This is a genomic window from Williamsia sterculiae, from assembly GCF_900156495.1.
In the GTDB taxonomy this organism is placed as follows: domain Bacteria; phylum Actinomycetota; class Actinomycetes; order Mycobacteriales; family Mycobacteriaceae; genus Williamsia_B; species Williamsia_B sterculiae.
In genome coordinates this window covers 121,103-141,491 of the sequence record NZ_FTNT01000005.1, presented here as the reverse complement: position 1 = coordinate 141,491, position 20,389 = coordinate 121,103, and the positions used below count along the sequence as shown (strand labels likewise).

At 70.4% G+C, this 20,389-nt stretch carries 14 protein-coding genes; 10 read left to right on the top strand and 4 right to left on the bottom strand.

Annotation, left to right across the window (positions count from 1 at the left end; translation table 11 throughout):
- Nucleotides 1-13: 13 nt before the first annotated feature.
- Nucleotides 14-2,836, bottom strand: coding sequence for a leucine--tRNA ligase (leuS, locus tag BW971_RS10145; protein ID WP_200799405.1), 2,823 nt, complete (start codon nt 2,834-2,836; stop codon nt 14-16).
- Nucleotides 2,837-2,941: 105 nt separating this feature from the next.
- Here leuS and BW971_RS10140 point away from each other — a divergent pair, with 105 nt between their 5' ends.
- Both BW971_RS10140 and BW971_RS10135 read left to right on the top strand, forming a co-directional pair.
- Nucleotides 2,942-3,376 carry an SdpI family protein gene (locus BW971_RS10140; RefSeq protein WP_234974337.1) on the top strand — a complete coding sequence of 145 codons (435 nt, stop codon included), beginning with the start codon at nt 2,942-2,944 and terminating at the stop codon, nt 3,374-3,376.
- A 3-nt stretch (nt 3,377-3,379) separates the two neighbouring features.
- On the top strand, nt 3,380-4,399 hold the full coding sequence (locus BW971_RS10135) for a bile acid:sodium symporter family protein (protein WP_076479144.1): 1,020 nt from the start codon (nt 3,380-3,382) through the stop codon (nt 4,397-4,399).
- 39 nt (nt 4,400-4,438) lie between these two features.
- On the opposite strand, the gene BW971_RS10130 is transcribed toward BW971_RS10135, so the two are convergent.
- On the bottom strand, nt 4,439-5,080 hold the full coding sequence (locus BW971_RS10130; protein WP_076479142.1) for a YqgE/AlgH family protein: 642 nt from the start codon (nt 5,078-5,080) through the stop codon (nt 4,439-4,441).
- Between the two features lie 28 nt (nt 5,081-5,108).
- On the opposite strand from BW971_RS10130, the gene BW971_RS10125 reads away from it, so the two are divergent.
- The gene (locus BW971_RS10125) at nt 5,109-6,398 is read left to right on the top strand and encodes an MFS transporter (protein ID WP_076479140.1); all 1,290 of its coding nucleotides are present in this window, start codon (nt 5,109-5,111) and stop codon (nt 6,396-6,398) included.
- A gap of 8 nt (nt 6,399-6,406) precedes the next feature.
- Here BW971_RS10125 and BW971_RS10120 read toward each other — a convergent pair whose 3' ends face one another.
- A complete protein-coding gene (locus BW971_RS10120; protein WP_076479138.1) occupies nt 6,407-7,057 on the bottom strand; it encodes a hypothetical protein in 651 nt (216 codons plus the stop codon).
- Between the two features lie 189 nt (nt 7,058-7,246).
- Here BW971_RS10120 and BW971_RS10115 point away from each other — a divergent pair, with 189 nt between their 5' ends.
- Together BW971_RS10115 and BW971_RS10110 are read left to right on the top strand one after the other, a co-directional pair.
- Nucleotides 7,247-7,717, top strand: a complete 471-nt coding sequence (locus tag BW971_RS10115; RefSeq protein ID WP_076479136.1) for a hypothetical protein — start codon at nt 7,247-7,249, stop codon at nt 7,715-7,717.
- A gap of 79 nt (nt 7,718-7,796) precedes the next feature.
- Nucleotides 7,797-8,891, top strand: a complete 1,095-nt coding sequence (locus BW971_RS10110; RefSeq protein ID WP_076479134.1) for an aminotransferase class V-fold PLP-dependent enzyme — start codon at nt 7,797-7,799, stop codon at nt 8,889-8,891.
- 63 nt (nt 8,892-8,954) lie between these two features.
- Here the strand turns inward: BW971_RS10110 and BW971_RS10105 are convergent, their stop codons facing one another.
- Entirely contained in the window at nt 8,955-10,418 is a 1,464-nt protein-coding gene (locus BW971_RS10105; RefSeq protein WP_076479395.1) for a CCA tRNA nucleotidyltransferase, read from the bottom strand.
- Nucleotides 10,419-10,606: 188 nt separating this feature from the next.
- On the opposite strand from BW971_RS10105, the gene BW971_RS10100 reads away from it, so the two are divergent.
- The 5 genes from BW971_RS10100 to BW971_RS10080 are packed head-to-tail and all read left to right on the top strand — an operon-like array spanning nt 10,607 to nt 20,334.
- Nucleotides 10,607-12,031, top strand: a complete 1,425-nt coding sequence (locus tag BW971_RS10100; RefSeq protein ID WP_327201066.1) for an NUDIX hydrolase — start codon at nt 10,607-10,609, stop codon at nt 12,029-12,031.
- A gap of 38 nt (nt 12,032-12,069) precedes the next feature.
- Nucleotides 12,070-14,598, top strand: coding sequence for a DUF6049 family protein (locus BW971_RS10095; protein WP_143690297.1), 2,529 nt, complete (start codon nt 12,070-12,072; stop codon nt 14,596-14,598).
- Nucleotides 14,595-18,647, top strand: coding sequence for a murein biosynthesis integral membrane protein MurJ (locus tag BW971_RS10090; RefSeq protein ID WP_407701210.1), 4,053 nt, complete (start codon nt 14,595-14,597; stop codon nt 18,645-18,647). Before BW971_RS10095 ends, BW971_RS10090 begins: the two co-directional genes overlap by 4 nt.
- A complete protein-coding gene (locus BW971_RS10085; RefSeq protein WP_076479130.1) occupies nt 18,647-19,273 on the top strand; it encodes a DNA-3-methyladenine glycosylase I in 627 nt (208 codons plus the stop codon). Before BW971_RS10090 ends, BW971_RS10085 begins: the two co-directional genes overlap by 1 nt.
- Nucleotides 19,270-20,334: a nitronate monooxygenase gene (locus BW971_RS10080; RefSeq protein WP_076479393.1), complete on the top strand. Its 1,065-nt coding sequence runs from the start codon at nt 19,270-19,272 to the stop codon at nt 20,332-20,334. The genes BW971_RS10085 and BW971_RS10080 overlap by 4 nt, the downstream gene beginning before the upstream one ends.
- The last annotated feature ends 55 nt before the right edge of the window (nt 20,335-20,389 follow it).

Sequence of the window (20,389 nt, the reverse complement as noted above, 5' to 3'; positions counted from 1 at the left end):
CCACCGACGGGGGTCAGACGACGACGTTGACCATCCGTCCCGGCACCACGATCACCTTGCGCGGCTCCTTGCCGTCGAGGAGCGGGATGATCTTCGGGTCGGCCAGCGCCGCGGCCTGCGCAGCGTCGTTGTCGGCGTCCACGGCGACGGTGATACGGGTGCGCACCTTGCCGTTCACCTGCACCGGCAGTTCGATGGTCTCCTCGACCAGCCAGGTCTCGTCGGCGACGGGGAAGGCCGAGACGGCCAGCGGGGTGTCGTGGCCGAGACGGGCCCACAGTTCCTCGGCCAGGTGCGGCGCCACCGGTGCCGCCATCGCGACGAGGGGTTCCACCGCCGATCGCGGCGCACCCGCTCCGTAGTTCTTGGTCAGCAGGTTGGTGAGTTCGGTCAGTTTCGCGATCGCGGTGTTGTTGCGCAGCGCGGCGTAGTCCTCACGGACTCCGGCGATCGTCTTGTGCACCAGCTTGTTCGCCTCGTCGGACGGCTCGTCGCCGGTGACCCGGACGGCACCGGTCTCCTCGTCGACCACCAACCGCCACACCCGCTGCAGGAAGCGCTGCGCGCCGACCACGTCCTTGGTCGCCCAGGGGCGGGACTGATCGAGCGGACCCATGAACATCTCGTACACCCGCAGGGTGTCGGCGCCGTAGTCGCGGCAGATGTCGTCCGGCGCAACGGAATTCTTCAGGGATTTGCCCATCTTGCCGTACTCCCGGGTGACCGGGTCGCCGGCGTAGGAGAATCCGTCCGCGGTCTCCTCGACGGCCTCGGCGGGCACGTACACACCGCGGTCGTCGGTGAAGGCGTAGGCCTGGATCATGCCCTGGTTGTAGAGGCGCCGATACGGCTCCGACGACGACACGTGGCCCAGGTCGAACAGCACCTTGTGCCAGAACCGGGAGTAGAGCAGATGCAACACGGCGTGTTCCACCCCGCCGACGTACAGGTCGAGGCCACCCGGGTCGTCGGGTCCGTGCAGATCGGGGCGCGGCCCCATCCAGTAGGCCTCGTTCTCCGGCGCGACGAAGCGTGACTCGTCGGTCGGGTCGATGTACCGCAGCTGATACCAGGAGCTACCCGCCCACTGCGGCATCACGTTGGTGTCGCGGGTGTAGGTCTGCACGCCGTCGCCGAGGTCGAGGTCGACGGTGACCCAGTCGGTGGCCTTGGCCAGCGGGGGAGCGGGTTCGCTGTCGGCGTCGTCCGGGTCGAAGGACACCGGGGCGTAGTCGTCGACCTCGGGGAGCAGCACCGGCAGCATCGACTCCGGCAGGGCGTGCGCTCGACCGTCGGCGTCGTAGACGATGGGGAAGGGTTCGCCCCAGTACCGCTGCCGGGCGAACAGCCAGTCGCGCAGCTTGTACTGGATGGTGCCGCGGCCGGAGCCGTCGGCCTCCAGCCGCTCGATGACCGCGGCCTTGGCCGCGTCGACGCCCAGGCCGTTCAGGAAGTCGGAGTTCACCGCGGGCCCGTCGCCGACGAAGGCCTCCTCGGTCACACCCTGGTCGGAGCCGATGACCTCGCGGATGGGCAGCCCGAAGGCGGTGGCGAACTCGTGGTCGCGGATGTCGTGGGCCGGGACGGCCATGATCGCACCGGTGCCGTACCCGAGCAGCACATAGTCGGCGATGAACACCGGCACCCGCTCACCGTTGACCGGGTTGACGGCGAAGGCGCCGGTGAAGACACCGGTCTTCTCCTTGTTCTCCTGTCGCTCCAGGTCGGATTTGGCGGCGATCGTCGCGCGGTACCGCGCGATCGCATCGGCGGGGGTGTCGGCGCCACCGGTCCATCGGGGATCGGTGTCGGCGGGCCAGGCCGCCGCCGTCACCTGATCCACCAGCTCGTGCTCGGGCGCGAGAACCATGTACGTGGCCCCGAACAGGGTGTCCGGACGGGTGGTGAAGACGTCGATCACGGCGTCGGAGTCGGCGACGGAGAAGGCCACCTGGGCACCGCGGGATCGTCCGATCCAATTGCGCTGCATGGTCTTCACCTTGTCCGGCCAGTCCAGTCGGTCCAGATCGTCGAGCAGCCGGTCGGAGTAGGCGGTGATCCGCATCATCCACTGCCGCAGACGTTTCCGGAACACGGGGAAGTTGCCACGGTCGCTGCGGCCGTCGGCGGTGACCTCCTCGTTGGCCAGCACGGTGCCCAGACCCGGACACCAGTTGACCAGCGAATCGGACTGATAGACCAGCCGGTGGTCGTCGATGATCTCGGCGCGACGCTGCGGACTCAGCTCGTCCCAGACGGCGCCCGCGGGGAGCGGACGGGTGCCCGCGGCGAACTCGTCGACGAGCTCGGCGACGGGCCGGGCCCGGGCCTGTTCGGCGTCGTACCAGGAGTTGTAGATCTGCAGGAAGATCCACTGGGTCCAGCGGTAGAACCCCACGTCGGTGGTCGCCACCCGCCGCCGCTCGTCGTGGCCGAGTCCCAGGCGCCGGATCTGCGCGAGGTACCGCTCGATGTTGGCCTCGGTGGTGGTGCGCGGGTGGGTGCCGGTCTGGACCGCGTACTGCTCGGCGGGCAGACCGAACGAGTCGAAGCCCATGGTGTGCAGCACGTTGCGGCCGTTCATCCGCTGATACCGGGCGAACACGTCGCTGCCGATGAAGCCGAGCGGGTGGCCGACGTGCAACCCCGACCCGGACGGGTAGGGGAACATGTCCTGGATGAACAGCTTCGCGTCGTCGGAACCGTAGGCCGCGACGTCACCGCCCAGCGGGCCCACCGGGTTCGGGGCCTCGAAGCAATGGCGATCGTTCCAGATCTGCTGCCAGCGGGCCTCGATCTCGCCTGCCAGCTCTGCGGTGTAGCGGTGCTGCGTCACACGGACCAGCGTAAAGCGTGCCGACACCCCATTTCGCCACCGGTCGGCCCGGGGCCGCGGGCGCAGATTCGGAGCGGACCGCTCCCGGCTCGTATGCTGATCGGCGTGTCTGTCGCTGCCGTCGTCGTCGCCGTCCTGAGCCTGCTGCTCGCGGTCGGCTGGGTGAGCATCGGCACCCTCGGTCTCGTCGGTCGACTCCCGCGGAACCGCTGGGTGGGGGTGCGGTCGGCGGAGACGATGCGGTCGCCCGACCATTTCGCGCTGGCCAACCGCGGCGCCGGACCCGGGATCATCGGGGCCGGGTTGATCGTGGCGATGGGCGGTCTGCTCGCGCTCGGCATCGGCGGGGGCGTCGGGCTGCTGTTCGCGGTGCTCGGTGTGGTCGCCGGTGCGGTGGTGGCCGGGGTGGCCAGTGGTTACGCGGTCCGCGCGGTGTCCGTGCTGGGAGAACCCGCGACCGACTGCGGCGTCGGTGGGGGATGCGGCAGCTGCGCGTTACAGGGTGCGTGCAGCCCCGACGGCACCGCCGCCGCGGGCTGACCCGTGGCCGCGCGGTTCCACCCCGGCCGATTCCATGTCGACGGGTTCATCCTTGTCCTGCTCGCCACCGTCGCGGTGGCGACGGTGTTCCCCGCTCGTGGCGAGGCGGTGGACGTGCTCAGGTGGGTGGTGGTCGCCGCGATCGCGCTGCTGTTCTTCCTCTACGGCGCGCGGATGCATCCCCGGGAGGCGGTGCGGGGCCTGACCCACTGGCGGCTGCACCTGACCATCCTGGCGTTCACCTTCGTCGTGTTCCCGCTGGTGGGATTGGCGCTGCGTCCGTTGGTCGCACCGACGTTCGGGACCTCGCTGTATGTGGGTGTGTTGTTCACCTGTCTGCTCCCGTCGACCGTGCAGTCGTCCATCGCGTTCACCTCGATGGCACGCGGCAACGTGGCCGGAGCGGTGGTGAGCGCGTCGGTGTCGAACCTGCTGGGCGTGGTGGTCACCCCGCTGCTGGCCCTGGCCCTGCTGACCACCTCGGGTGACGTACACATCTCGGCGTCCTCGATCGTCACGATCGTGCTGGAGATCCTGGTGCCGTTCCTGGTCGGTCAGGCGGCGCGACCGCTGGTCGCCGGTGTCCTCTCCCGGCACGCCAGACCCACCAAGCTGGTCGACCGCGGGTCGATCGTGCTGGTGGTCTACTCCGCCTTCGGCGAAGGCGTACGCGAGGGCATCTGGTCGAAGGTCGACTGGTGGCAGATCCTCGCGCTGATCGCCGGGGCAGCGGTCATCGTCGCGGTGATGCTGTCGTCGACCCGATGGGTCGCGCGGCGCTGGGGCTTCGACCGTGCCGACGTGATCGCCATCCAGTTCTGCGGGACCAAGAAGAGCCTCGCCACCGGTCTGCCGATTGCCGCGGTGCTGTTCACCGGACAGCCGATCGGGCTGATCGTGCTACCGCTGATGATCTTCCACCAGGTGCAGTTGATGATCTGCGCGTGGCTGGCCGGGCGGTACTCCCGGACGGCGCCGTCGCGGGACGACGGGGTGCCTGTGGTTGCCGGGCCAGGCGCCTGAGCCCCCGTCGCCGAGATGACGTCGAGCCGCGCTCTCTCGTCAATTCCGTTCGAGGTCGATCGGATGGGTCGCGAACAGCGGCAGCGGCCACGGTTGACGACGCAACACCGCCGACCACACGTCGGTCTGCGGCGACGCCAGCAGATCACCGGGCATGGCCGAGGCCACGATCCAGCTGTCGCGCGCGAGTTCGTCCTCGAGTTGTCCGATACCCCAACCGGAGTATCCCGCGAAGATCCGCACACCCTCGACCTGACCGGCGAGCAAATCCGGATCCGTGTCGAGGTCGACGAGCACAACCCGACCGTTGACCGGACGCAACCCGGGTACCAGGTCGGGGTCGACCCCGCGCCGCACCACTCCCATGCACAGCGCCGAGTCCTGCTTGACCGGTCCGCCCACGAAGACCGCTCGCGGCGAGGCCGCGATGTCGGTCCAACTCGGCAGCAGGTTGTGTACCGCTGTCTGACTCATCCGATTGATGACCACGCCGAGGCTGCCGGCGTCGTTGTGCTCGATGATGTAGACCACGGTGCGCCGAAAGGTGGGTTCGGAGAGGTCCGTGGCGGACACCAGCGCGGTGCCTGCCCGGATGCGGCGGGGGTCGACGGTGTCCTCGTCGGAGCGTGGTCGGTCGGGTCCCTCGGTCCCCCCGGGATCACTTTCGTCGTCCGCTCCCACCCCGTCATCATCGCACTATTCTCGAACCGTGACCTCCCTCCGCCGTTTTCTGACCGCGCCGGGGCTTCTCCGGTTGTTGTCGGTGCGGCTCGGTAGTCAGGTCACGGATGGTCTGTTCCAGGCCGCGCTCGGCGGGGCGATCCTGTTCAATCCCGAACGCCATTCCGACCCGCTCGCCGTGGCCGGTGGATTCGCGGTCCTGCTGCTGCCGTACTCGTTCATCGGCCCGTTCGCGGGAGCCCTGCTCGACCACTGGGCCCGGCGCACGGTGCTGATCTGGGCCAACGTGTTCCGCGCCCTGAGCATCACCCTGGTCGCGGTGGCGGTGGCGACCGGTTGCGGTGACTCGGTGGTGTTGTTGCTGGCGCTGGTGGTCACCGGGGCGAGTCGTTTCGTGGCGTCCGGTCTGTCGGCCGCGCTGCCGCATGTGATCGAACGGGAACGCCTGGTGGGGACCAACGCCTTCTTCACCACCATCGGCGCGGTCGCATTGGCGGTCGGCGCCGGTCTCGCGGTCGCGTTCCGCGCGATGTTCGGCGCCGACAACGTGGGCAGCGCGCTGACCATCTCCACGGGGATGGTGCTGGCCCTGCTCGCCGCCGCCCTGGCCAACGGGTTCGAACGGTTCCGATTGGGTCCCGACGAACCGGACGAGTCGACGCACACCGCGGTGCATGCGGTGGCCGTGGGTCTGTTGCACGGTGCGCGAGCGGCCTGGCGGGCGCCGAGCGTGGTGTCGGCCCTCTCGGCGATCGGTGCGCACCGGCTGGTTTTCGGGCTCAACACGCTGATGCTCCTGGTGCTGACCAAACACTCCACCCTCGGTGGTGGGGGACTGACCGGTATCAGCCTGGTCGCGGCGCTGACCGCGGGGGGGTTGTTCCTGGCCGCGGTCATCACCCCGCTCTCCGTCAACCGCATCGGACGGCAACGCACGCTGCTCGTCGCACTGGGGGTCGGCGTGGTGGCGGAGACATCGCTGGTCACCCTCGACTCGGTGGTGATCTGCGTCTCGGCGCTGGTGCTGGGACTCATCGGACAGATAGCGAAGCTCTGCGGGGACGCGGCCATGCAGATGGACGTCGACGACACCCACCGCGGGCAGGTCTTCTCGTTCCAGGACGCGGTGTTCAACGTCGCGTACGTCGCCGCGATCACCTGCGCCGCACTCACCATCGCTCCCGACGGTCGGTCACCGGGGCTGCCAGCCCTCGGTGCGGTCCTGTACGCGATCGGGATGGTCGTGGTGGTGCTGTGCGGTCGCCGGGTGGTCGACCGCGTCGATACACCGCGCGGCACGGTGGCGCGGCTGAGCTGACGCCGCGGTCAGCGGTTGACCGGTCCGCCGAACCCGAAGCCGGCGTCGCGTGGGGTGAGGGCGCGGTCGGCGGTGCCGTCCCCGTCGGTGTCGATCACCACCGCGTCGAACGCGCCGTCGCCGTCGGTGTCCAGGTACATCCGTTCCACCTGCAGCGTCCCGCTCGCCACCCTGCCGCGCACCAGCAGCCCGTCGGCCCGGCCGTCATGGTCGTCGTCCACCAACAGGTCGTCGGCCTGCCCGTCGCCGTCACCGTCCACGGTCGCCGTGTCGGTGTGGTGGGTGGCACCGCCCGGGTCGGTGTAATCCAGACCGGTGGTCGGTTCCGGTTCGGGTGCGGTGGCCGTCGGTGCGGCGGGGGAGTCCGGGCCGGAGGCATCGGAGTGTGGACCGCCGACCGACCGCTCCCACAACCCCCGGCCACCGTCGGCGAAGAAGTGGTCGAGGTGTCCGTCGTCGTCGAGATCCAGACCGACGCGATCGGCATCGCCGTTGCCGTCGGAGTCCCACATCGCGTCGTCGTACCGACCGTCGCCGTCGAAGTCGACACGCACCGCGTCCTGCCGGCCGTCACCGTCGACATCGAGGTCGGAGGCCGATCGCCAGTGCGTCAGTTCACCGTCACCGAGGCCGAACGCGTAGGCGATTCCGGGGTCCATGCCGTTTGGACGCGCCAGGTGGTGAGGGGGTTCCGCACGCAGGATGCGGTGCCGTCACAGGCCCGGAAGGGGACGCGGGGGCACGAGGCTCACCCCACGATGGGTGTCCCGGGTAACACCGGGATGCCTTTCGTTCGACATACGAATGAAAGGGTCGGACAACACACGGGTCGGGGATGGGAGATCGACATGGCTCTGCGGACACGACTGATCGGCACACTGTCGGGGGCACTGGCGCTCACCGCGGTCGGGATCGGCGCCGGGGACGCCCAGGCCGACACCACCACCTACTTCTCCACCGGGCCGTTCAACTGCTCGATCGACGACTCCGGTCGGGTGGGTTGCGACCTGACCAGCCCGACCACGATGTACATCAAGGCCGCGGACGGCAGCACCACAACCGTCGAGCAGGTCCGCGAGGTGGTCGTCGACGACCCGAACACGCCCGCACATCCCGGGCCGGGCGACGGCACCCCGAACACCCTGCCCGGTGGTAATCCGTCCATCACGCAGGTTGGTCACCCGGTCGGCTCCGGCGCCGAGTCGGGGTCCGAGGTGAGCCGCGGCGGCTCGTACTGCAAGACCGGTTTCCATGCGGCGGTCTACTGCGCCAACGGCGCGCACGGGTTCAGCTACTACGAGGCCGTCAACGCCTACTGAACTGATCCCGGTCGAGATGATCGACACCCGGTGGGTCGCGGCGGCGCGCCCACGAGTACGGCGTCGGTAGGTTGAGACCGTGTACGTCAGTGAGCTCGGCGAGCCGTGGCATCGCGCGCGCGTGGAGCCGGCCCTCACCCACCTCGACTCGGCGTCGGCGGCGCGGTCGTCGAACCGGGTGATCGAGTCCCTGACCGAGCACCTCTGGCGGGAGGCCGAACACGGTTCGTATGTCGCGGCGGCTGCCGTGGCCGGCCGGCTCGAACAATGCCGTGCCGACCTGTCGACGTTGGTCGGGATGGGGCCCGACGAGGTGGTGTTCCGAGACGGTTCGACGGCCGCCCTGCGCGCGCTGCTGAACCGGTGGGATCTCCCCGCCGCGGCCACCGTCTGGGTCGGCGAGAACGAATACGGTCCGAACCTCGACGAATTCGCCCGGCGGGGCCTGACGGTGCAGACCGTGCCGTCGACCGACGAGGTCGGGACACGGGTGGACGTCGATGCTTTGGCCGGCCGATTGCGCTCGGCGCGACCCGACGTCATCCACCTCTGTCATCTGGGCTCGTACAACGGGGTGGTGCAACCGCTGGGGCGGATCGTCGAGCTCGCCCACGCGGCTGGGGTGCCGGTGGTGGTGGACGCCGCCCAGTCCCTCGGACAGACCGACTGCGCGTTCGGTGCGGACGCCGTGTACGGCACCAGTCGTAAGTGGCTCACCGGCCCGCGCGGCGTGGGTTTCGTCGGTGTGCGATCCGACGGATTGCTGCGCGCGGAGATCGACGATCCACAGACCTTCATCGCCGGGCGTCTCGGGCTGGGGGTCGCAGTGCGAGAACTGCACGACGTCGGGATCGAACGGGTGCACCGGGAACTCGCCCGCGTCGGCGCGGTGACCCGGGAGCGAGTGGCCGATGTCGACGGGTGGGTACTGCGTGAGTCGGTCGACGAACCGTCGGCGATCGTCACGCTGGCCCCGCCGATCGGATGGGAGCCAGCCGACGTACTCGCGGCCAAGGTCCGATTGCAGTCGTCCGGGATCCTGGTGACCTGCGCGGATAGCTGGCGGGCGCCACTGACCGCCGACGGGTCGGTGCTGCGGTTCAGCCCCCATCTCGGGGTGCGGTACGACGATCTCGACCGGTTGGTCGGCGAGCTGCGGGCGATGGGGCGGTGACGGCCCACTCGACGCGGGTTTCGGCCCACTCGACGGGGATGACGGCCCGTTCGACGGCTGGGGTCAGCCGGGGCCCTCGTCGGCATGGTCGCTGCCCGGGTGTTCGCTGCCCGGGTGTTCGCGGGCCCACCAGGCGCGCAATTCGGCGACCGCCTCGTCATGTTCGAGGGGTCCGCGGTCCAGCCGCAGCTCCTTGAGGAATCGCCAGGCCCGGCCCACCTCAGGTCCCGGGGGGACGTCGAGCAACTCCATGATGGCGTTCCCGTCGAGGTCGGGGCGCACCTTCTGCAGGTTCTCCTGCTCCGCGAGCGTGGCGATGCGACGCTCGAGGTCGTCGTAGTCGCGCTGCAGCTTCTGCGCGCGGCGGGCATTGCGGGTGGTGCAGTCGGCGCGCACCAACTTGTGCAGCCGACCGAGCAACGGTCCGGCGTCGGTGACGTAGCGGCGAACCGCGGCGTCGGTCCAGGTGCCCTCGCCGTATCCGTGGAACCGCAGGTGCAGGAACACCAGTTGCGCGACGTCGTCGACGGTCGCCTTGGGGAACTTCAGGGCCCGCAGCCGCTTGCGCACCATCTTCGCGCCCACCACCTCGTGGTGATGGAAGCTGACGCCGCCGTTCGGTTCGAACTTGCGGGTGGCCGGCTTGCCGATGTCGTGCAGGAGGGCCGCCCATCGCAGGATCAGGTCGGGGTCGCCGGTCTCGAGATCGATCGCCTGCTGCAACACAGTCAGCGAGTGGGTGTAGACGTCCTTGTGCTGATGATGTTCGTCGATGGCGAGCTTCATCCCGGGCACCTCAGGAAGCACCAACGCGGCCAGTCCGGTCTCCGTCAGCAGATCCATCGCCTCCACCGCGTGCTCGCCGAGGATCAGCTTGTTCAGCTCGGCGGCGATGCGCTCGACGGTGATGCGGGTCAGCTGATGGGCCATCCCCTCGACGGCCGCGACGACCCGCGGGCTGGGTGTGAAACCCAGCTGGGCGACGAACCGCACCGCCCGCAACATCCGCAGCGGATCGTCGTCGAAGGACTCCTGCGGCGTGGCCGGGGTGTCGAGGACCCCGGCCAGCAGGGCCGTCATCCCGTCCAACGGGTCGACGAACTCCTGCTCACCGCCGGCGCCGATCCGCACGGCCATCGCGTTGACCGTGAAGTCCCGGCGGACCAGGTCGGCGTCGAGGGTCTCGCCGTAGGTGACCACCGGATTGCGACCGACCCGGTCGTAGGCCTCGTGACGGAAGGTGGTGATCTCGATCTGATGGTCGCCGTGTCGGGCGCTGACCGTGCCGAAGGCGATGCCGGTGTCCCACACCGCGTCGGCCCAGCCGCGCAGCAATTCCTGCACCTGCTCGGGGCGGGCGTCGGTGGTGAAGTCCAGGTCCTGGCCCAACCTGCCGAGGACGGCGTCCCGCACGGACCCGCCGACGAGGTACAGCTCGTGTCCGGCCGCGGCGAACCGGTCACCGAGGGGTTCGAGTGTGTCGTTCACCCCGCGCAAGGTCACCACGGCCTGCGCCAGCAACCGCATCCGCCGCTCGGACGCCCCGGGTTCCGACACGCCTGGGCCCGGTACACCTGTCACGGGGTGACAGCTTAGGTGATGCCCCGAGCGCGGATCGAGACCCCGCGAGACCCACCGATCAGGGGTCGGTGACGGTGCTCGCCGAGGTGCGCCGGTCAACGAACAGCAGGTTACCGGCGGCTAGCATCATGGGGGTGTCCGCCGATTCCACCGACCCGAACCGCGACGTCGCGGCGCCGCGGTCGGGCGACTCCCGGTCACGGGCGGGGGAGAGCGGGGCACATCAACCCGTGCCGACGCCGCCCGGACCCCGCCGCGAGGCAGGTCAGACCGGGGAGTCGGGCGAGCGAGGTGACAAGCGCAGGCGCCGCCGCGGACGGCGTCGTGGCGCACGCGGCAAGAAGAAGGCCCAGCCGACCGGTGAATCGTCGGCGGCCGCCGACCGATCGGGCGGCCCCCAGAACAGTGGCCCCCACCCCAGGGGAGCCCAGAACGATGACGTCGACGACGGTGGAGCCTGGGACGACGGCGCCCCGGACACGCACGCGACACCCGGTCCGTCGGGTCAGGGTTCGTCGGCGAACCGACCCAACGCGGCAGTCGGGCCCTCGCCCGCCGATCTGACGACCACCGACACCGCGCGCCGGTCGCGCCGTAATCGCGCGGTGAAACCGTCCGACGTCAGCCGTAATCACCGGCTGCGGGCCCAGAACGCGGCCCGCGGCACCTCCGCCCAGCGGTCGGGGTCCAACGGGCGAACCGCCGACGCCGCGGCGGGCGGTGACGGCGTCGGCGCTCCCACCGGGGTGCCGACGACCGACCGGGCCGGCCGGGCCAAGGGCGCGGGCGACCCGAAACGCGAACCCGTCGGCGGACACGATCGCGGTCGGGCGGCCCACAACCGCGATCGGGGGGCCAACCACCCCCGGATGCGGACGGTGCGGGAGACCTCCGCCGGTGGTCTGGTGGTCTCGGGTATCGAGGGTGACGGTGAGCCGTTGCGCGCCGCGTTGATCGGCCGGGTGGACCGTCGCGGGCGGATGATGTGGTCGCTGCCCAAGGGCCACATCGAGACCGGGGAGACCGCCGAGCAGACCGCGATCCGGGAGGTCGCCGAGGAGACCGGCATCGAGGGGACGGTGCTCGCATCGCTGGGCAAGATCGACTACTGGTTCGTCAGCGAGGGCAAACGCATACACAAGACCGTGCACCACTATCTGATGCGGTTCACCGGTGGTGAGCTCTCCGACGCCGACTACGAGGTCGCCGAGGTGGCGTGGGTGCCCTTCACCGATCTCGGTCGCACCCTGACCTACTCCGACGAGCGACGCCTGGCACGGGCCGCCGAAGACGTCATCGCCGACCTGACCGCCGATCCGTCGCGGATCGCGCAGTCGGAGGCGGACTCCATCCGCACCCAGCCGAACGCCTACGAGAAGGCGGCCGCGGCCCGCAACCAACGGCGCAACGAGACACCGCCCGTGGCAGGGCGGCCCCGCCGGCGCCGGCGCGGCGGTAAGAAGCAGCACGGGCAGTCACCCGCGACCGCGGGCCGCGGCGGCACCGGAGACCGCGGCCGGGACAACGGCGCGGCAGACTCGGGCCCCGATCCGACTTGACCGCGAAGCGCAGGTCGGTCCGACCGACCATCTCCGGCGTGGCCGTGGTGCTGCTCGTGGTGTTGCTCGGATGGTTGCCGGCGGGACTGCCCCGAGCCGCCGCCGCGCCGGGTGCCCTGAACAGCACCTTCCTGTCGGTGCAGGTGGGGTCGTTGACGCCGTCGACGGTCACCACCACGAGCCCCGACACCGTCACGGTGGCCGGCGATATCCGCAACGTCGGCGACCGACCGGTCCGCGACATCTCGGTCCGGCTACAGCGGGCACCGGCGGTGAACACCGCCCCCGGCCTGCGCGCCGCGTTGGCCCGCGACGCATCCACCTTCGACGTCACCACCCCGTTCGTCTCCATACCCGGAACCCTCGCCGCCGGGCAGCAGGTGTCGTTCCGATTGCAGGTCCCGTTGTCCGACGGGGGTCTGCGGATCGACACGCCGGGCGTCTTCCCGTTGCTGGTCAACGTGAACGGCACCCCCGACTACGGACAGCAGGCCCGCCTCGACGACTCGCGCACCATGCTGAGCGTGCTGGGGCTACCGCCGGACAAGGCGCGCGCCGAGACGGTTGCACAGGATTCCACCGCGGACGACTCCGACACCGGGGACTCCGCCGCCGACGGCAGCAGCGCGACCCCGATGACCAACGGGTCGATCGCCCCGGACACCCGCTCACCCAGCGACTTCACCATGCTGTGGCCGCTGTCGGCGACACCGCAGCTCGCCGCGGGTGTACCCGGTGGGGGCGACCAACCGGTGCGGCTGATCAGCGACAGTCTCGCCGGGTCGTTGAGCAACGGCCGACTGGCCGGGTTGTTGTCGGCGGTGGACGACGCGACCGCCGACGCCGATTCCAAACTGTCGCGCAGCCTGTGTCTGGCCGTCGACCCCGACCTGCTGGTCACGGTGCAGGCGATGACCGGCGACTACGAGGTGACCACCGACCCCACCGATCCTCGGGCACCGACGCGGGCGGGCACCGGTTCCGCCGCGGCCAAGACCTGGCTGGACCGTCTGCGCCGGGTGGCCGACCGGCTGTGCGTCGTCGCGACGCCGTTCGCGCAGGTCAGCCCGGATGCGTTGGCCCGTGTCGGTGACGTGGGGCTGACCGGTGCCGGATTGTCGGCTCCCGCGGACATCGTGGATGCGGTACTCGGGGTGCGCAGCGTGCGTGGTCTCACGCTGCCGCCCAACGGAGTGCTCACGGCCGCGGCCGCGACCATGCTCGGCAAGGGGGCCAAGGCGGTGGTGGCCCAGAGCACCGTCACCACCGACGACCCGGCCGCCGAGGGACGGTTCCGGATCGGTGACGACACGGTGGCCACCTACGACCCGGCCGTCACCACCGCGTTGGCCGCGTTGGGCCGGGCCCCGGCGACACCCGCGCTGACCCGCGCGAACCAACGGTTCCCGCTCGACGACGAGTCGGCGGTCAGCAGGCGTGCCGCCGCCACCGCGGCGCTGGCGTACAGCCCGCTGATCCCGTCCGACACCGCCGCGGACGCCGACCCCGCGCGGCAGTCCGCGGCGGGCCGCAGCGAGTTGGTGGTGCCACCCCCCATCTGGGACGCCACCGGTGACGACGCCGCGGCGGTGCTGGACACCGCATCGATGCTGGTGGAATCGGGGGTGGCCAACCCCCGCTCGCTGCCCGACCTGTCCGACGCGCTGTCGCGCACCACGACCACCGGTCGATCGGTGTTGCCGCCGGACACCACCGTCGGTGGCACGTATGTCTCCACCGGCACCGTGAACACCGTGCGAGGGGTGACCGACCGTACGTGGCAGTTGCAGGGCTCGATGGTGCAGCGCTCCGACGCCGACCTCTCACCGCAGACCTATCTGGCCCCGCTGCACGAGGACATGCTGCGGGCGATGCACACCAACCCGGAGGGCACCGTCGCGGACGTGCAGACCGGTGCCGCCGCGTCGCAGGCTCGACTGACCGCGACCACCGCGACACTGTCGGCCATGCGGGCGTCGGTCAGCATCCTCGACCCGGGCGGTGGGTACACGCTCGCCTCCGAGCGCAGTCCGCTGCTGTTGGTCATCCGCAACGACCTCCCGGTCCCCATCCGGACGCGGTTGAGCACGTCGGCTCCGGAGGAGCTGAAAATCGACGACGCCGGAGTGATCGAGGTCCCGCCACGGGGCACCCGGCAGATCCAGGTGCCCGCCACGGCGAACTCGTCGCGGTCGGTGCGGGTCAACATGTCGCTCTCGACCACCACCGGGGTGACGTTGGGCAGCGGTGTGTCGCTGTCAGTACATTCCAACGCATATGGAAAGCCACTCTTCTGGATCACCGTGGTCGCCGGGGTCCTGCTGGTATTGCTCTCGGGCCGGCGTCTCTGGCGTCGGTTCCGCGGTCGCCCCGACCCCGCCGACCTCGATCGCCCCGAACCCGACGAGCGGGAGCGCATGATGGCCCAGAGTCACTTCCACCACAGTTCACGGCGACCACCGCTCGACGACGTGGTGCTGCTCCCCGGTGAGGCGCCGGACACCGCGGGGTCTCGATCGTCCTCCGGAGCCGCCCGACCGCATCCGACCGAGGGATCCGACTCGTGACCGACCGGCACAGCAGCGGTCACGGCGGCGACCCCGACACCTCCCCATCGGTGTCCGGATCCGAGTCGTCACCGGTCACCGGCTCGGGTCGGCGGGCGGCCCCGCGTCGGGTGCTCCCCGGTGCGGGCCCGGATCCGCGGGCCGCCACCCCCGCCGACCCGCAGGCGTCCCCCACCGGGTCCACCCGCCGCCGCCGACAGGTCGGCGCGCAGACCACGGTCCCGGGTCCCGTCGCGGACACACCGACCGCCGGTGGCAGCACGGCCGGCACCCCCACCGCCGTCGCCGACCCGCCGGAAGCGCCCGCCAGGCGTCGCGACCAGGGTGACGCCGGCGTGTTGCGGACCAGCGGGTCCATCGCCATCGCCACCCTGACCAGCCGTATCACCGGGTTCATCCGCACCGTACTGGTGCTGGCCATGCTCGGACCGGCTGTCGCCTCGTCGTTCCAGGCCGCGTACGTGCTGCCGAACATGGTCGCCGAGGTGGTGCTGGGGGCGGTGCTGACGGCAATCGTCATCCCGGTCCTGGTCCGGGCGGAGGCCGAGGACGACGACGGTGGAGCCGGGTTCATCAACCGGATCTTCACCGTCGCGTCGCTGCTGCTCGGGGCGGCCACGGTGATCGCGCTGATCGCCGCGCCGTTGCTCACGCTGCTCAACCTGGGCGACGGCAAGGTCAACCGTCCACTGGCCACCGGCCTGGCCTACCTGCTCCTCCCCGAGATCCTCTTCTACGGGATGTCGGCCCTGTTCATCGCGATCCTCAACATGAAGGGCCTCTTCAAACCGGGGGCCTGGGCACCCGTCCTGAACAACATCGTGCAGATCGTCACCCTGGTCGCCTACGCGGTCGCACCGGGGGACATCTCGCTGAACCCGGTCCGGATGGGCGACACCAAACTCCTCATCCTGGGTATCGGCACCACCCTGGGGGTGGTCGCTCAGGCCACCGTGCTGCTGCCCCACCTGCGCAGGGCCGGGGTACGGCTGCGCTGGCAGTGGGGTATCGACGACAGACTCAAGAAGTTCGGCAACATGGCGTTGGCCATCGTCTTCTACGTGGCCGTACTGCAGGTCGGGCTGATCATCACCTATCGCATCGCCGCCCACGCGACGGCGTCCGGCGTCAGCGTCTACGCCACCCACTGGCAGCTGCTGCAGCTGCCGTACGGGGTGCTCGGAGTGACCATCCTGACCGCGATCATGCCGCGGCTGTCGCGCAACGCCGCCGCCAAGGACACCAACGCGGTGGTCGACGACCTGTCGCTGGCCACCCGACTGACGATGGTCGCACTGGTCCCCGTGATCAGCTTCATGACGTTCTTCGGACCGGCCATCGCGCTGGCCGTGTTCAACTTCGGCAAGTTCGACACGCACGCCGCCGACCAGCTCGGATCGGTGTTGTCGTGGGGTGCGTTCACGATGATCCCGTACGCGATGACGCTGGTGCAGCTGCGGGTGTTCTACGCCCGCGAGGATGCCTGGACGCCGACGCTGATGGTCGTCGGGATCACCGCGGTGAAGGTGGTCGCGTCCTACCTGGGTCCGGTGTTGTTCAGCGATCCCGAGTTGGTGGTCCGATGGCTCGCACTGTCCAACGGGCTGGGGTACCTGGTCGGTGCGGTGGTCGGGCACTGGTTGCTGCGTCGCCGGTTGGGCGACGTGCGCATGACCAACGTGTCCCGCACCACCGCACTGGTGCTCATCGCGGGTATCGCGTCGAGTGCGGTGATCTGGGCACTGTCGAAGGCCTCCGGGCTCAGCGGCCTCGCCTCCGGGCACGGCAAGATCGGCTCGATCTGCTATCTGCTGCTGACCGCGGTGTTCGCTCTCGGACTCGCCTACCTGGCCCTGGTGGCGCTGCGGGTGCCCGACGTCATCGCCATCAGCGTCTCGCTGCGCCGCGTGCTGGGTCGATTCATCCCCGCGCTGGCGCCGACGTCGACCCCCGACACCGAGGTCGCCCCGACGATGACCGTGCAGTTCCCGCGGATCAACGGCGACGAGGCGCTCCCGTATTCTGGTCAGGTACAGGTGCTGCGCCGCTTCGACCAGGGAACGGCCAGTTGGCAGGCATATTCGGAGCACAGCGGCGGGGCCGTCGGCACCGTCCGACCGGGCATGCCGCGCGATCTGCGATACCGCAGGAGGGGAGTGGGGCAGGTGGCCGACCGCAACGCTCCGGGTGCCGGGTCGCCGACCGATCGCACAGGCCCCGAGGGCACTGTGGACACCAGCGCCGGGTCCGGTCCCGTGGCCCGACCGAGCCGCCCGTCCGCGGCCGAGGAGACCCGCCGATTCGCGGCGATCACGACCCCCGACGCCCCGGTCACCGGCGCGACCGACGCCGCCCCTGCGGATCGCTCCACACCCGCGCCGTCGACCCCTGAGGTCCCCGGAGTCGTCCCCCCGGCATCCGGTCCCTCGACTCCCGTCGGGGGTCCACGAACCCCCGCGGCCGCCGACCACACCGACTCGGTGCGACGCGGACCGCGCCTGATCCCGGGTGCTGCGGTCGCCGGCGGTCGGTACCGGCTGCTGCAGCACCACGGCGGCAGTCGTGGGCTGCAGTTCTGGCGGGCGCGCGACATCAACCTCGACCGCGACGTCGGCCTGACCTTCGTCGACGCCGAACAGATCGCACCGCCGGTGGACCCCGACGACCGCGGCTCAGCCCGCCGCGAAGGACCGCAGGCCGTGTTGTCGCGCACGCTGCGCCTGGGCCGGGTGAACTCATCAGGTATCGCCAGGGTGCTGGACGTGGTGCGCGGTTCGTCGGGCGGCATCGTGGTCTCCGAGTGGGTGCCGGGCAGTTCGCTGGCCGAGGTCGCGAAGACCAATCCGTCGCCGGTGGGCGCCGCGAGAGCCGTCCGCGCCCTCGCCGCCGCCGCGGAGGCCGCTCATCGCACCGGGACGTCACTGTCCATCGACCACCCCGACCGCATCCGCATCAGCAGCGACGGCAACGCGGTGCTGGCCTTCCCCGGCACCCTCGCCGGGGACGCCAACTCGCAGGACGTGCGCGGGCTGGGCGCCGTGCTCTACGCCCTGCTGCTGGCCCACTGGCCCCTGGATCCGGAGACCGGCGCCGGCCTGGCGACCTCCCGCGACGTCAGCGAACCGATCGGCGGGCTGCCGGTGGCCGAGCCCGACGACGACGGCAAGCCCGTCGAACCGCGTGCGGCCCGTACGGAGGTCCCCTTCGAGATCTCGGCAGTCGCCGCGCGTGCACTGCAGGGCGACAGCGGTATCCGGACCGCGGCCACGGTCCAGCACGTGCTCGACCAGGCCACCGTGCTGGATCAGAAGACCGACCTGCTGCCCGTGGTCGACTCCGATCGTCAGGAGCCGACCAGCAACGTCTCCCGCGCCCACGACCGGGGCGGTCGACCGCAACGCAAACGCTCCATGCGCGCGTTGGGGCTGATCGGTGGTGCGGTGCTGTTGAGCCTGTTCCTGATCATCGCGCTGATCGTGTGGCTCAGCGGTGGCCTCGACAGCGACAGCAGCAGCGGTGACATCGACTCGCAACTCTTCCCGACCACCAGCGCAGCGGCGACCCCGTCGTCGTCGGGGCCACGTCCGGCCCCGGCGGCACCCGCCGGGCCGGTCACCCTCACCAGTGTCGCGCTGAAGGACTACTCCAACCAGCCACCGGACTCGAGCGCCAACCTCCCCAACGTGCTGACGGGGGCGTCGCCCAGTTGGCGCACCGACGCCTACCGCGGTGGGCCGCAGTTCGGGAACCTCAAATCGGGTCTCGGGCTGATATTCACCATGCAGCGTTCGGCGCCGTTGACCAAGGTCACGATCCGCACCGACACCCCGGGTGCACAGGTACAGATCCGGACGGCGCCCTCGCCGGGTGCGAGCTTCGACGACACCACCCAGGTGGCCGCGGCGGCACTCGACTCCACATCCACCGACATCACCATCGCCAACCCGCGGGCCACCCAGTACTTCCTGGTGTGGATCACCGCGCTCCCGCGGGGCGCCACCTCGTCGACCTATCAGGCCGGCATCACCCAGGTCACCGCCGCGTCCTGATGGCCGACTCCCCGACCCCGGTCGACGGCGACACGGCGACCGGCGCGGTGCGCTGCGACGACGGCCTGCTGCGGCCGGTGTGGGCGGCCACACCCGGTCTGATGCAGGACTACTACGACTCCGAGTGGGGGATGCCCGTTCACGGCGACGACGCCCACTTCGAGCGGTTGTCGTTGGAGGCGTTCCAGTCGGGGTTGTCGTGGGCCACCGTGTTACGCAAGCGACCGGCGTTCCGCGAGGACTTCGCGGATTTCCGTATCGATGCCGTCGCCGCCTTCGACGACGCGGATGTGGATCGGTTGCTGGACGACGCCCGGATCATCCGCAACCGCGCCAAGATCGTCGCGACCATCGGCAACGCCCGGGCCGCTGTGGACCTGCGGGCCGATGGCGGTTTGGCGGAGTTCATCTGGTCGTTCCGTCCGGTCGAGACGCCACGGCCGCGGACGCTGGACGAGATCCCCACCTCGTCGCCGGAATCGGTGGCGCTGTCGAAGGCGCTGCGTACCCGCGGGTTCCGTTTCGTGGGCCCGACCACCATGTTCGCGCTGATGGAGGCGGTCGGGTTGGTGGACACCCACCTGCTGGACTCACATCGCCGCGGCACGTCAGGAGTGTGGACATGACCTTCACGTTGGACGAGCTGTCGATACCCATCCTCGGTGCGCCGATGGCCGGTGGTCCGTCGACGGTCGAGCTGGTGGCCGCGGTCAGTGGGGTGGGCGGTCTGGGCATGCTCCCCACCGCCTACGCGTCGCCGGAGGAGACGGCGCGACGCATCGGCGCGGTCCGCGAGCTCGGATGCGTTCGATTCGGCGTGAACATCTTCGTGGTCGGTGAGCACGCGGTCGGCCGGGAGGCGTTGGAGCGCTACCGCGACACGCTGGTCTCGGCGGCGCCCGACGACGTGACCATCCCGCCGGTTCCCGACTTCGGCAGCGACGACGAAAGACAGGATCACTACGCCGCGAAGGTCCGGGTGGCGGCGGATGCGCAGGTACCGCTGGTGACGTTCACGTTCGGACTGCCGAGCGAGAGCGACGTCGCGGTGTTGCACGACCGCGACGTCGCGATCGGGGTCACGGTCACCACGGCCGACGACGCGCGCCGGGCGGTCGATCGCGGTGCCGATTTGCTGGTGGTGCAGGGTCCCGACGCCGGAGGCCACCGGTCCACCTTCCGGCCCGACGAGCAGCCACCCACTCAACCGTTGCCCGAGCTCCTCGCCGAGATCACCGGATCGTTGTCGACGCCTGCGGTCGCGGCCGGTGGCGTGGCCGGCGGGACGGACGTCGCGCGGCTACTCGACGCGGGTGCTCGGGCGGTGTCGGTGGGCACCCTGCTGCTGCGGACCCCCGAGGCGGGCACCAAGGCGTTGCACCGCACGGCGATGATGGACCCCGCGTTCACCACCACCGCCGTGACCTGGGCGTACTCCGGCCGACCGGCCCGAGGAATCGCGAACCGTTTCATGACCGACTTCGCCGACGTCACACCTGCGGCATATCCGGAGGTCAACACGCTGACCGGACCGATACGCGCGGCCGCCGAGCGTGCCGAAGACCCGCAGTCGCTGAACATGTGGGCGGGGACCGGGTTTCGTGCCGCCACCGATCGCCCCGCCGGCGAGGTGGTCACCGAACTGTGGTCTCGGGCCGAGCCACTGCTGACCAGGTCACGATCCTGAGCGAACGTGACACGAATCGCACGTCCGTACCGGAACACCACGGGTCGCCATCTCC